The organism is Chryseobacterium salviniae, assembly GCF_035819015.1.
Lineage (GTDB): Bacteria > Bacteroidota > Bacteroidia > Flavobacteriales > Weeksellaceae > Chryseobacterium > Chryseobacterium salviniae.
The window spans coordinates 21,606-34,818 of record NZ_JAYLAA010000019.1 but is presented as its reverse complement, the minus strand read 5'-3'; the positions used below and the strand labels follow the sequence as shown (position 1 = coordinate 34,818).

At 33.8% G+C, this 13,213-nt stretch carries 10 protein-coding genes; all 10 read right to left on the bottom strand.

The genetic code is table 11. The features are described from left to right. Complete coding sequence (locus tag SOP96_RS05095; protein ID WP_326319966.1) at window positions 1–915, bottom strand: glycosyltransferase family 2 protein; 915 nt, start codon at window positions 913–915, stop codon at window positions 1–3. Continuing rightward, window positions 912–2,078 carry a glycosyltransferase family 4 protein gene (locus tag SOP96_RS05090; protein WP_326319965.1) on the bottom strand — a complete coding sequence of 389 codons (1,167 nt, stop codon included), beginning with the start codon at window positions 2,076–2,078 and terminating at the stop codon, window positions 912–914. The genes SOP96_RS05095 and SOP96_RS05090 overlap by 4 nt, the downstream gene beginning before the upstream one ends. 469 nt (window positions 2,079–2,547) lie before the next feature. Further along, window positions 2,548–3,660, bottom strand: a complete 1,113-nt coding sequence (locus tag SOP96_RS05085) for a right-handed parallel beta-helix repeat-containing protein (RefSeq protein WP_326319964.1) — start codon at window positions 3,658–3,660, stop codon at window positions 2,548–2,550. Between the two features lie 49 nt (window positions 3,661–3,709). Further along, on the bottom strand, window positions 3,710–4,906 hold the full coding sequence (locus SOP96_RS05080) for an EpsG family protein (protein ID WP_326319963.1): 1,197 nt from the start codon (window positions 4,904–4,906) through the stop codon (window positions 3,710–3,712). Then, window positions 4,903–6,303 (bottom strand): lipopolysaccharide biosynthesis protein, encoded by a 1,401-nt coding sequence (locus SOP96_RS05075; RefSeq protein WP_326319962.1) that lies wholly within the window; start codon window positions 6,301–6,303, stop codon window positions 4,903–4,905. Before SOP96_RS05075 ends, SOP96_RS05080 begins: the two co-directional genes overlap by 4 nt. Then, window positions 6,296–7,195 (bottom strand): hypothetical protein, encoded by a 900-nt coding sequence (locus SOP96_RS05070; RefSeq protein WP_326319961.1) that lies wholly within the window; start codon window positions 7,193–7,195, stop codon window positions 6,296–6,298. Before SOP96_RS05070 ends, SOP96_RS05075 begins: the two co-directional genes overlap by 8 nt. A 48-nt stretch (window positions 7,196–7,243) precedes the next feature. After that, window positions 7,244–8,536 (bottom strand): nucleotide sugar dehydrogenase, encoded by a 1,293-nt coding sequence (locus tag SOP96_RS05065; RefSeq protein WP_326319960.1) that lies wholly within the window; start codon window positions 8,534–8,536, stop codon window positions 7,244–7,246. Between the two features lie 20 nt (window positions 8,537–8,556). Next, window positions 8,557–9,525 (bottom strand): SDR family oxidoreductase, encoded by a 969-nt coding sequence (locus SOP96_RS05060; RefSeq protein ID WP_326319959.1) that lies wholly within the window; start codon window positions 9,523–9,525, stop codon window positions 8,557–8,559. Window positions 9,526–9,527: 2 nt separating this feature from the next. Then, a complete protein-coding gene (locus SOP96_RS05055; RefSeq protein WP_326319958.1) occupies window positions 9,528–11,867 on the bottom strand; it encodes a GumC family protein in 2,340 nt (779 codons plus the stop codon). Window positions 11,868–11,876: 9 nt separating this feature from the next. After that, window positions 11,877–12,665 (bottom strand): polysaccharide biosynthesis/export family protein, encoded by a 789-nt coding sequence (locus tag SOP96_RS05050; RefSeq protein ID WP_326319957.1) that lies wholly within the window; start codon window positions 12,663–12,665, stop codon window positions 11,877–11,879. Window positions 12,666–13,213: the final 548 nt, after the last annotated feature.

Sequence of the window (13,213 nt, the reverse complement as noted above, 5' to 3'; positions counted from 1 at the left end):
CTAGTTTAATTTTCCTTGTTTAATACGATCTGTATTTTGTTTTATCTTGTATTTTATATAAGTGTTCAGCAGTATTCCGAAAGGAATTGCTGCCACGATAAACGATTTGGCAGGAGCATTTTTAAAAAAATTCCATTTTCCTGCAAAAAGACAGGAAGACACATAATGTATGGCATTTTTAAATTTAACCTTATTGTTGATGCCGTACTGCATTTTAACCTTTCTATATTCCATGAAAGATTTCGGACTGTTTTTATATCTTTTGTAAAGCCCGTTTGATAAACCGTCCTGCTGATATTCTATAATACAATAGACTTCATTGGAGATGAGAAACTTATGTTCCTGATCTATCAAAGTGAATATCCAGCTTACTTCATGGAAAGTCTCATCTTCAAAATATGGATAAGGCAGAAATTTTTTATAAACTTTTGTGTCGAAGATATATTTCTTATCACCTGTTATTTTATAATGATCTATCAGTTCGGAATAGGTAGATTCTCTAATATCGGGAAGTTTTTCTCCTGCTACTTTTCCGTCTTCGTAGGCATCAAGGCCTATAATTCCCGCAGAATTATTTTTTTTATGGTCTTTCCAGAATTTTATTATTTTCTCAACAGCATCTACCGGCATATAGTCATCAGAATCTATACAGGTAAAAAGTTCTGTATCGATATAATCAAGGGCTAATATCTGGGCTGCGAGCTTCCCTTTGTTTTTCTGGTAGTGATATTCTAATTCAATTTTATTATCTGCTTTCCATTTTTGAACCAGATCAGCTGTATTATCCGATGAACCGTCATCAATAATAATCCATTTAAAATCCCGGCTGGTCTGGCTGCATAGAGAATCGTAAAGTCTGCTAAGTGTTTTCTTCCTATTGTAGGTTGGAGTAAAAACGGTTATTGATTTTTTCATGCGTTGCCCAGTTTTTTAAAGATTTTATGGAAGGCTTCTACCTGGTTTTCTTTAGCGTAATTTTTGGCAATCAGGGATTTTGCGTTATCTGCAATAAATTTGTAAATATCCGGATTGTAATAAAGCTTAGTGAGGTAGTCATAATAATCGTTCACGTCATTATGATTGGCAATATATCCTGTAAAGTTATGAAGGATATAATCAGTAACACCACCAACAGGATTTGCAACGGCAGGCATTCCAAAAGCGAGTGATTCCATGATCACCCTCGGAAGGCCTTCTGTATCTGAAGGGTGAATCAATACATCGCTTTGTGCAAAAACACTATACGGATCCTTATGATTCAGTAAAATTTCAATATGATCTTCAAGTCCAGAAAGGCCGATTTCTACTTTTATTTTTTCTAAAAATTTTATGGAAACGGGCGTATCATATACTGCGCCCATGAAAATCATTTTAAAGTTTATGTGATTTTCCTTCAGTTTTGCTGCCAGTGCAAGCGACATTTGCTGTCCTTTGGCAGGCAGAAAACCGCCACAATGAAGAATTACCATCGGGTCTGATTCTTCTTTTTGATCTTTTTTCTGCTTGTACTGCTCCACTTTTGCCAGGTCGATCGCATTGGGAACAACAAAAATGTTTTCCAAAGGAGCAAGGCCGCCTGTGAAGATTGCCTGTCTTGTAGATTGTGAAACTCCGATGAAATAATCGGAATTATATTTAAACATGAGCTTTTTCAGTAAACTTATGGAATTGTATGCAAACCAGCCTCTGGCAAAATAAGCAATTTTATAGCCTTTGCCTTTTCTTAGAATTGAATTGGTTTTAATATTATTTATGATAACAACATCCGGACTGAAAGTTTTCTGAAATGCATTAAATTCTTTCTTAAGACTCATCCAGTCGAGTAAGAAAAGGATTATATTCCTGAATATTTTAACTGGATTTCGCGAATTGAAAATAGCAATGGGAGTATCATTTTTTTTCAGAATTTTTAGGGGAATTTTATTATTCTGAACATCTTCAACGAATTCGCTACAGTTGCCCCAGAAATCTACAATCACAGAATTATGCCCTTCTTCATTCAATCTTTTTGCCAGCTCAATGGTACTTTTACGGGCACCTCCGTGAATTTGAACAGCTTCAAGGAAAATTATATTCATTTTTTAATCACTTTCTTTATAATTATTGCAATATCTAAGATCAGTTAAACCGGAGTTTAAAGCAGTACCAAAATTAGTAGAATCCACAGGAACCCTCTAAAACAGTATTATTAGCCTGTCTTTAAATCTCATATAAATTCATATATGATTCCATTACAATGCATCTTCATAACTTGCAATTAACAAGAAGTTTAAAATAAAATACCAACTGTTCCTAAATCGTTACTAAAAATCTCCAAAGATTGTACATTTTTCAAGGTAAAGGCTGTAATATTTTACCAATGAAAAGATCTATTCATTTTTTATTACAAACCTAAATTTGACAATCAATTTATGATGTAGTACTTATTCTATTCAGGGGTTTATATTTTACTAAATATAAAGCAAATATACGAAAATTGCATGAAAAATCTGTGGTACGGAAAGATTTAATGATAAGTTACATAATCTTAATATTATTAGCTACATGCTATTTCACATCGCTATTCAGGCTTTGTTTAAAATCTGATAAAAACCGGTCTAATAACGCTGGTGCCGAAGATGATCTGGCAGAAGCTCCTGCGCCTTCTGATCTTTTAAATTTCATATTTTGAAGGGAAAGATTGATGTTGCTTTTTTTACCTTTATAGTTCCTGATAAAGGCCGTACCCGGAAGTGTATAATTAGAGTTGCTAATTGTTATTTTACCGTTAAGCGGCTGTATATAATTAAGATTATTCCTGGTAACACTTAATCCTAAGGCTATCGCCGAGTTATAATCCTTATGGTTGTTTACGGCTATGGAAATTGGCTGGGTGCTGCCATTTAGGTTTCCGGTTGAGATGATAATTCCGTGCACCGCATTATTCTTTGTAGTAATATTGTTCAGCACTATATTGGTGAGTCTGTTTTTACCGTTATTGGGTTCAATGTCTATTCCACTTTGGGGATTATGTCCTTTTGTATTGCTAATCGTAATATTTTCAAGCGTGATGTTAATTCCTGATATTACGGAAATCCCGTTTCTGCGGTTATCGTTGATGAACCCTCCGTTTACGGTTATATTTTGAGGAACAGCAGTTTCCTGGCCGATGTATATTCCGTCTCCCCAGCATTTTGAAATGACGGGTTTGTACAATATGATATTGTTGCTGGATTTTATTGAAACGCCATGTCCCCATTCTCCTTTATCAGATAGATGGCGATATTTGTCTCCTTCTATATTTAAAAAATAGACTTTTACATTAGCTACATTTTTAATTTTGATCATTTCATAGCCACCTCTTTTTGTACCTTTAAGAATCAGTCTGGAGTCAGGTTGAAATAAAATATACTGATTGGATATAAAACTGATTCCTTTATCAGAGATAAGAACAGGGTAATTGGGAAATATAAGTCTGGTATTTTCGGTTGCAGCCTTTTGGAGAAGGTCAGTATAATCTGTATTTCCACTCTTATCTACATTTTTTGGAAGATAGGTTTCAGCATATACTGCATTTTTGAAATACTTATTTTTTATTTTGATAAAATTCTCGGAATTCAATTGTTGACCGAAGAGAATATTTATATGGAACAGCAGCAAAAAAAATTGCAATTTTTTCATTATTACTATATTGGCGAATTGAGATATTTATAAATTTATTCGATTTAGCTTATTTTTTATTCTTACCGGAATTATTATATGAATCACTCATGCTTCTTGTATATACAGTTGCTCTAAATCTGTAATAATCCTCTTTATTGAAGATACTAGAATATGGATAATACATATTGAACTTCGTGGTATTTCTAACAATATAATCATATGAAATTGAATAATATTGATATTTGTAATATAATGTACCGAACGAGAGTAATAAAATTAATGGAATTCTTATCTCTTTAAATACTTTTACGTGCATAATAAGATATAAGGTGTTTACAAAAAAAACTAACATAAACAGTCCAAAATAATTAATAAAACGACCGAATCCCGAATAAGCAATATAGATTGAGATAACGAAAAAATAAGGAAAAATAAGCTTTTCAAAATCAAGTTTATTATAATATTTTTTATTAAGCCTAATTAAATAATATGGAATTACTGCAAAAATGATAAAGTTATAAATCATCCCATTAATACTTAAGGAATATTTTGAATATTTAGCAAATTTAGAAGACAATCCTTCTGTAAAGGAAAAAATATTTATAATATTAGGAAATATTGAAAATATTGTTGTGATCAAAAACATCAATATAACTAAAGTAATAATTCCTTTTTTGTTTAACGAAAACTTGCTAAGAAATGGGAAAAGAAGTAAAATTATTGCAGAGTTATGGAAGAAAATTAGAAAAACATTTATCAGGTAATATTTTTTAGTCTTTCCTTCAGCTAAAGCCGGAAACATAAATCTTACAAAAATACAAATAGTAAATATTTCTCTTAAAATTTCCATATTGAAATAGAAATAATAGATAACAGAATAAAATAATACTGCTGTAAAATAAAACGGTGTATAACGTTTGAAAAACTGAAACAAAATGATTTGAACAAATGTTGCCTGTACTAGCTGAAAAAACCAAAATTCCGGAACTATTGTTTTGCAAATAGAATTAATCAAAACATATCCTGGTTCCCATCCTATTTTAACAAAATCAATATTTCCAAACTGAAAAATAGGATATATGAGTTTCTCGAATCTTTCCTGATACCCTAAAGAATCACCACCTACCTTCCATCTTAATCCCGCAACAAGAATCAGAATAATCATCGAAAAATAATAAAAAAAATTCTTCGGTCCCTTAACTTTCAAAAAATCGAAGGATATGCAAAGTGTCAGCAAATAAATAAAAATTATTGAATAAATCATTTTGTAATTGTCTTTACATTTTTATAAGCAAAGACCAGTTGTATTCCAAAAAATACACATGCTCCTATTGCTATTAATATTCTTACAAGTAAATCAACATCATAATACATAATCAATAAGACCACCAAAGTCGTAGGCACAAGCATAATTATAAATTTGGAAATGCTAAAAGGTATAGGATAAAGTTTATTGGAAATGTACCATGATAAAATTACCAAAAATAAATTAGTGATAATCATTGCCAAAACCACACCTTTCAACTCCAAAAGATTAATAAGTATAAAAAGCGATATTACATTTACAATAACAGAAAGAATAAAAGTAAAGGATAAAAATTTTGTTTTCTCTTTTATCTTAGGGCCGATATCTACAGTTTCTTTGATAATATAAAATGAAAAAAACAAAGACAAACCACCTACATATTTTGATGCTGAATAAAACTCTTTTGTCGCCAGTAATTTCACTAATTCTAATGAAAATAAACTGATAATGCAAACAAACAAAAAAGTAACCCCAACAACAATGGGAAATACGCTGGCAAAGACCTTCTGATTTTTATTGTTTTTAAACTGTGCATGCATAAAAGGAGCCCATGCCATAATAAAGGCTGTATTAACAAGTTGTATTGCCGAAGCCAGTTTCATCGATACCGAATAAATACCAATTGCAGCTAAAGAAAGATAACCCAGCATGAAAAATCTGTTTGCCTGTCCCAATATCATACTACCAACCCTTGCCGGAAATTGAGGCAGTGCATAATGTAAATTTTTCCGGGACATTACATTTGAAAGTCTGTAAACAAATTGTTTACGAACATAAAACATTACCAAAGCCGTTGAGCAAAATATAGCACTTACCTGTGCAATGAAAACTCCTCTCAGACCAAGTTTGAAGTAAATAACAAAAATATAAACAAATAATAATGTTGTAATAACCTTAGTAATAATTACGGACAAGAATTTTACATTTTCTTTTTCGTATCTCAACAATACCAATCCCAACATACTTAGATTAGTCAATGGAAGCTGAATTGCTATCGTTTTGATAAGAATTGCATATTCTGTACTTCCAAATAGCTTTTGTGAAAGAAATGATGAAATAAAAAATATAATTAAGCCTATAATTACAGAACACAATGTAATCCAATAATAAATTGTAGAAATCAACAATTTCTTTTTAACATTATTATATTCATAATAATATCTTTGTAATGAAGTTTCTAATTGAAGTAATCCGAATATGGTACCTATTTGTAAAATAGTTCCGATCATGTCTATTATTCCGTATTCTGTTGTACTAAAATATTTAGTGTAAATAGGAAGAATAATAAAACCTAAAAGTTTTTCGATAGACGTAGCCAATCCAAAAGATAAAAATGCTTTCAGGAAGTTATTCATGCTCAGTAAATCTTTTTAACCAATTTGAAAAGTCATAATAATCAACTACTTCAGATTTTAATTTCTTAAAGGGGGTATTAATAAATTCATTGATCTTATTAAAATCATCATACTCAAGTACAAATACATTAGATGAATCGTAAAAATTCTCCTTTTGGATATTAATATCATTAGTAATCAGCTTTTTACCAAGAAAAATTGATTCCATAGTTCTTACTGTATTTCCCGATTGCCCTTTTTGTATGTAGTCAAAAATACATTTAGTCTTTGAGATCAATTGCAAATAATCAGCATATGACAAAGGTTTAATATTTTGCGGATTAGGCTGATCTTTATCCGGAACAATATGAAATAACGTTTTTATTTTCGCAGAAATGAGGTTGGCGTTTATTTTGTCTAATAATACTTTCCTTCTTTTATCTGCTCCAAGGAATAATACATCATACTCTTTTACTGAATTATTATTAATTTCAATATTATCTAGATAAAATGTAGTATTAAATTTAAGATTATATTTTTTACAGTCTTCTTCATCAAAAGACCAGTACTCAATATTTTTTTTATTTAATTTAGTAGGTTCAAAGCATCGGAAAACAGGATTCCAGTACCAAACTATAATTCTTAGATTGGGATGTTTATCTGCTAGATATTCAATAAAATCATAACGATTGGTCGCAAATATTATTACAGTTTCGGCAAATTTTGCATGTTCTTTCCATTCTCCATACCAAATACTTTTTTTCAAACCTGTTTTGAATGAAATAAGTCTAAGAATTCTACCAATATTACTGACTTTCTTGAACGATGGAGAACATATTACCCCCTTTTTTTTCATAAAAGGTACAAAATATGGTATTGAATCGTATATTACCAAAGTTTTATCTAAATTCATATCAGCAATATTATGCTTAAACATAAACAATAAATATTGTTCATTTAATTACAACCTGGAATCACAATCAGCCAGAATACCTTTTACATCATAGATTACCCCATTCTCCTTCAGATAATCTTTAAGATTCAGATTCATGAATTCTTTATGGGCAACGGTAAGGATAACTGCGTCAAATTTCTTATCCGGAATTTGGTTAACCACATTAAGATTGTATTCATGCACCACTTCATCAGGATTTGCCCACGGATCGAATGTTGTAACCTGTAATTGATAATCTTCAAGCGCGCAGATCACATCAACTGCTTTTGTATTTCTTACATCCGGACAGTTTTCTTTAAAAGTTATTCCGAGGTTCAGCACTTCCGCACCATTGATGTTGATGTTTTTCCTGATCATGCATTTTACCAGCTCAGAAGCTACATACTGTCCCATAGAATCATTAAGCCTGCGACCTGCAAGGATGATTTCCGGGTGATAGCCGTTTTCCTGCGCTTTCTGCGCAAGATAATAAGGATCTACCCCAATACAATGTCCTCCAACCAATCCCGGCTTGAATGGCAAAAAATTCCATTTTGTTCCTGCTGCTTTCAGTACTTCATGCGTATCAATTTCAAGAAGGTTAAAAATCTTTGCCAGCTCATTCACGAATGCAATATTGATATCTCTCTGAGAGTTTTCAATGACTTTGGCCGCTTCGGCAATCTTGATTGTAGGCGCAAGATGGGTACCGGCTACAATTACTGATTGGTATAAACTGTTTACAACTTCACCGATTTCCGGTGTAGATCCGGAGGTTACTTTTAGAATTTTTTCTACCGTATGTTCCTTATCTCCCGGATTAATGCGCTCCGGAGAATAGCCCGCAAAGAAATCTTCATTGAATTTCATCCCGGAAACCCTCTCCAGCACAGGAATACATTCTTCTTCCGTAGCACCCGGGTACACTGTTGATTCATAAATAACGATATCACCTTTAGATAATACTTTCCCAACCGTTTCCGAAGATTTGTAAAGCGGGGTAAGATCAGGACGGTTATGTTTATCTACAGGTGTAGGTACCGTTACCACATAGATGTTTGCCTCTTTGATATCTTCAATATTGGCAGAAGCGAAAAATCCTTTTCCATTTTCATTACTGAATGGGCTTTCGGTTACCAGAACAGACTGCAAAATATCAGCTTCCACCTCAAGGGTACTGTCATTTCCTGCTCTTAGTTCTTCAATTCTTTTTTGGTTAATATCAAATCCTACAACAGGATACTTTGTTGCAAACAAACGGGCTAATGGCAATCCTACATATCCAAGACCGATAACTGCTATTTTATATTGTTTTTCCACAAAAATTCTTTTTTAATCGTTTATTTTAAATTTTCCCAATACCATTTAATGGCTTCCTGCAGTCCATTTTCAATAGTATGGCTGGGATGATACCCCAAAAGGGTTTTAGCTTTATCAATAGACGCCAATGAATGCGGGATATCTCCTACCCGGTTTGGCCCGTGTACGATTTCGATATCAGCAATCTTACCATCGTATTCAGTTAAATATTTTTTGATGTAATTTACGAGATCATTTAATGTAGTACGGTCTCCTACTGCTGTGTTATAAACCGTATTTATGGCTTCCGGATTTTCGGTAAGCATGGCGAGCTCATTCATTTGGATCACATTATCAATGTACGTAAAATCTCTGGAATAGTCTCCGGTTCCGTTGATCTTGGGTGACTGGTGATTCATCAGCTGCTTTACAAACAAAGGGATTACTGCCGCGTAAGTACCGTTAGGATCCTGTCTGCGCCCAAATACATTGAAGTATCTCAGCCCGATACATTCAATACCATACGTTTTAGAAAACACATCTGCATACAGCTCATTAACATATTTGGTAATCGCATATGGTGACAATGGCCTGCCAATTACGTCCTCCACTTTAGGAAGGGATGCAGAATCACCGTAAGTAGAAGATGAAGCTGCATACACGAAACGTTTAACTTTAGCATCCCTTGCAGCAACAAGCATGTTCAAAAAACCTGAAACATTGACTTCATTACTGGTAATGGGATCATTGATTGATCTGGGCACAGACCCTAATGCCGCCTGATGCAACACGTAGTCAACATTCTCTACTGCATATCTGCACACTTCAAGATCGCAGATGCTTCCTTCAATTAGTGTATAATCCGGATTTGTTAAGAAAGGCTCAACATTATAACGGTGCCCGGTTGAAAAATTATCCAGACAGACTACCTGATAGCCTTTATTTAAAAAATATTCCGTAAGGTTGGAGCCTATGAACCCTGCTCCTCCCGTAATTAAAATCTTACCCATTTTTATGATTTAAAAATTTTACTCCACCAAGCTTTTTTAGCTTCTTTATTATTATAACCATAGCCGTAGCCGTAATTATAAACATATCCATAACCTCTTGCTTTTTTAGAAACATCGTTCACTACAAAAGACACATTTCTTAATTTTGAATCCTTTACCAGATCTTCAGCGAAATCAATCAGCACATTTCTTGAAACACCTGATCTCACCACGTATAATGTTGCATCTGCCACATCTGCAATGCTCAGGGTATCCGAAACCAGCATCAGCGGTGCAGAATCTATAATAATATAAGCATATCTTGATGCCATTTCAGCAATGAGCTTCTGGTATCTTCCATTAGAAAGGAGTTCCTGAGGATTCGGAGGAATTGTTCCTGCATAAATGACGTCACAGTAAGGATTGGTATATGATGTATGGATAAGATCTTCCACATGTACCGATTCATCATATAAAAACTCTGTAAGGCCTTTTCTTTTTACAGGCTCACTATCATATCTCTGAATCTGCGGATTCCTGATATCTGAACCGATAAGAAGGGACCGTCCGTTTTTATTGGCAATTGTTAATGCAAGATTCACCGAAACCAGGGTTTTTCCTTCCCCTTTAACAGAAGAGGTCACCATTATTACTTTAGCTGAATCTTTTTTAGGCAAAACAAATTTAAGGTTGGAAACCAATACCCGAAAAGATTCTGCAAGCTCGGAAAAATCGTTTTTTTGTACAAGATGGTTATCATCTTCATTAAGTGAAGGTATATCAACTAAAACGCCAAGTCCGGAACGTGCTTTAATGTCATCTCTATTGTAAATTTTGTCATCAATTATAAATAAAACATAGAAAACAGCAAATGGTAACAATAATCCAATGAATAATGCTCCCATAAGAATAATATTGCCTTTAGGAGACACTGGTGCATCATCGGTAAATGCGGGATTAACAATCTTGGCTTTAGGGACATCTACCGATAAATTGATGGCATTTTCCTCTCTTTTCTGAAGAAGGAATAAGAAAAGCTGTTCCTTAAGATTCTGCTGGCGCTCAATTCCTCTGTATACTTTCGATTGTCCGGGAACTTTTTCTATAAGGCTGTTGCTGGTATTAATCTGGTTCTCAATCTGTGATATCGTAGCTTTTACAGCATCCTTCTGCTCCCGGATATTATCGCGGATAATATCTTTTAAAGAGGCGATTTCCCTGTTCATTTCGATAACGGCAGGGTTTTCACTGGTAGCCTGCTTCAGTGTTTTATTTCTGCTGATCAGCAATTGATTATACTGTGAAATCGACTGCTCAAGTGACGGGTTCAGCCCCAGATTTGATGGCATCAGCTGATTATTGCCTTTTGCGGCTTCAGCCGTAAGAGAATTTAAAAGATCAAGCTGAGCCTGTTGCTGAAGAAGTACTTTTGTGTTTTCACTGGTATTTTGCAGCGCAAGCTCTGCCTGTGCCTGAAGGTCTACAATACGGTTACGGTTCTGAAAATCTTCTTTTTGGTTTTCTACTCCTGACAGGTCTCTGGTAATAACTTCCAATCTCTTATCGATAAATTTCTGGGTGTTTTCTGCCTGAAGATTTTTATCTCTTTGCCCGTCTAAATTGTACTGGCGTGTAACTTCATTAAGAATACTTTCTGATTTCTCTGAAACTGTTCCTATTAAACTGATTTCCATCAAAAGAGCTTTTTCATCCGGTAAGTCTACCTGGATTGTTTTTTCAAGCTTTTTTACTTTTTCAATAGGATTTGAGAAAATAATTTTGTATTCGGGCTTCACCTCCAGATTTCGGTTTCTGTGCAAAATAACTGTTCCAAAGTCAAGCTTTAACGGTACATCAAATTTCGCTGTGAATTTCCCGTGCTTTTCGCTTACAAGTGTAAATTCGTTTCCGTTAAGTTTTTTAAGCACATATTCTGATGATACAAACCCGTCATTGAATGTAATAATTTCCCCTGAAACTGGTACTTCTGTAAAAAGTTGAGAATCTTTAATTTCTCCGGTATTAAAATACTCGACATTGAGATTGAGATTTTTCACAACACGCATCAATATGGGACGCGAAGTTACTACTGCGGCTTCACTTTTCAGCTCATCTGAATTTCCCAACCCTATTCCGAGGTTATCAAGATCGGATAATGCCGAAGTAAGATCGTTTTGTTTTTTATCAAATTTAAGAGTAGTTTTTGTCTGATATTTTGGAACGCTATACCTAAGATAAATATAGGCACTGATTACACAAACCAAAACAGATGCTATAAACCAAGGCCATTTGTGAAGATACTGGGAGATGGTTTTTCTAAGGTCAATTTTCTCCTCTTTTTCCTGAAATTCTAACTGCTGCATGTTGTACATTTATCTTGTTAAAGCAACAACCAGTGTAGCCGCCGCAATTAATGAACCTATGATCTGGAAAGTAAGAGCCCTGTTGGGATTGGAATTGGCCTGGATCTGCTTATTTTTATCAGGCTGCACATACAATATATCGTTCTGTTTCATATAATAGTAAGGTGAGCTTACGATATCAGATCTTGTAAGGTCAAGATTAACAATTTCATCAGTGCCGTCATCTTTTGTACGGATAAGCTTAACGTTGGTGCGGTCTCCGAAATCCGTCATGTCTCCTGCTAAACCAAGTGCCTGGAAAACATTGATTTTCTGAGAAATGCTTTCTTTTTGCCCGGGTTCTTTAACTTCCCCCAAGATACTTACATTAAAATTTTTAAGGGTAATTGTAACCAAAGGATCGGTAAGATATCTTTTCAGGCGAGACTCGAGGTCCTGCTTCAGCTGTATCTGGGTCATTCCTTTTGTAAATATTGTTCCCAATACCGGAAAATTAATATATCCCTCTTCGTTTACGAGATATTCGCTGGGCTGTACATATTGGTTGACACCGTTGTTTGAAACGCTGCCTACTTTATTGGCAGTGTTAAGGTTAAAAGGCTTCACCGCTGTTTCATCCAGTGCAGACACAAGAATAAGAAGCACATCTCCTTCCTGTATGCGTAAGCCTTCGTATTTGGCTTTGGCTACTTCTTCTTCCATGTTGCTTTTCGACATGTAGACCATATTCTGCTTGGGTTTGCAGGAAAGTAAAGTAAGTGCTATTAATAATAGATACGCAATGATATTTTTGTTCATATTCATTTACTCTGTTAAGACAGCGCCTATAGAGTGAGGAGCTGTCTCGTTTTTAAGTTTATATTATAAATCCATCTTCACACCATCGTGTGAATTTTTAATGCTTTCTTATAGCAATTTTTCTGCCGAAATCGTTCTATAGAAAGAATTACATTTTACAAAAGACGGAATTATCAGATTATCAGCATAATTAAATTTTATTATTTTTTTCGTAAAATTATAATATACTTCTACCGTATCAATTTATATATTCCTCGTAAATATATACTTTCTTTCTTAATTTAATATTGAATTAAAAATTAAATCATTATCAACATTAATGTATGATCATTTTATAAAAAGGAATCAACAAAACTGCACATCCAATGGACAAAAAAGAAAAACCGAAAACCTTTTTCCAAAAATATGAAGCAGTACTACAGAAGTAAACAGAGCAGCAATTCTCATCTACATTCTAACTTCCTGGGGTTTAAATATATTCCTTTTTGTTGAAGGAGCTATTGTCGTGTCTTACACCATTTTCATTTTAATACAATATGATTTCAGCA

Excerpts from the sequence above, each read along its gene's own strand:
- SOP96_RS05060 (WP_326319959.1), bottom strand. The coding sequence starts at position 9,525 with ATGGGTAAGATTTTAATTACGGGAGGAGCAGGGTTCATAGGCTCCAAC.
- SOP96_RS05095 (WP_326319966.1), bottom strand. The coding sequence starts at position 915 with ATGAAAAAATCAATAACCGTTTTTACTCCAACCTACAATAGGAAGAAA.
- SOP96_RS05090 (WP_326319965.1), bottom strand. The coding sequence starts at position 2,078 with ATGAATATAATTTTCCTTGAAGCTGTTCAAATTCACGGAGGTGCCCGT.
- SOP96_RS05085 (WP_326319964.1), bottom strand. The coding sequence starts at position 3,660 with ATGAAAAAATTGCAATTTTTTTTGCTGCTGTTCCATATAAATATTCTC.
- SOP96_RS05075 (WP_326319962.1), bottom strand. The coding sequence starts at position 6,303 with ATGAATAACTTCCTGAAAGCATTTTTATCTTTTGGATTGGCTACGTCT.
- SOP96_RS05080 (WP_326319963.1), bottom strand. The coding sequence starts at position 4,906 with ATGATTTATTCAATAATTTTTATTTATTTGCTGACACTTTGCATATCC.
- SOP96_RS05070 (WP_326319961.1), bottom strand. The coding sequence starts at position 7,195 with ATGAATTTAGATAAAACTTTGGTAATATACGATTCAATACCATATTTT.
- SOP96_RS05050 (WP_326319957.1), bottom strand. The coding sequence starts at position 12,665 with ATGAACAAAAATATCATTGCGTATCTATTATTAATAGCACTTACTTTA.
- SOP96_RS05055 (WP_326319958.1), bottom strand. The coding sequence starts at position 11,867 with ATGCAGCAGTTAGAATTTCAGGAAAAAGAGGAGAAAATTGACCTTAGA.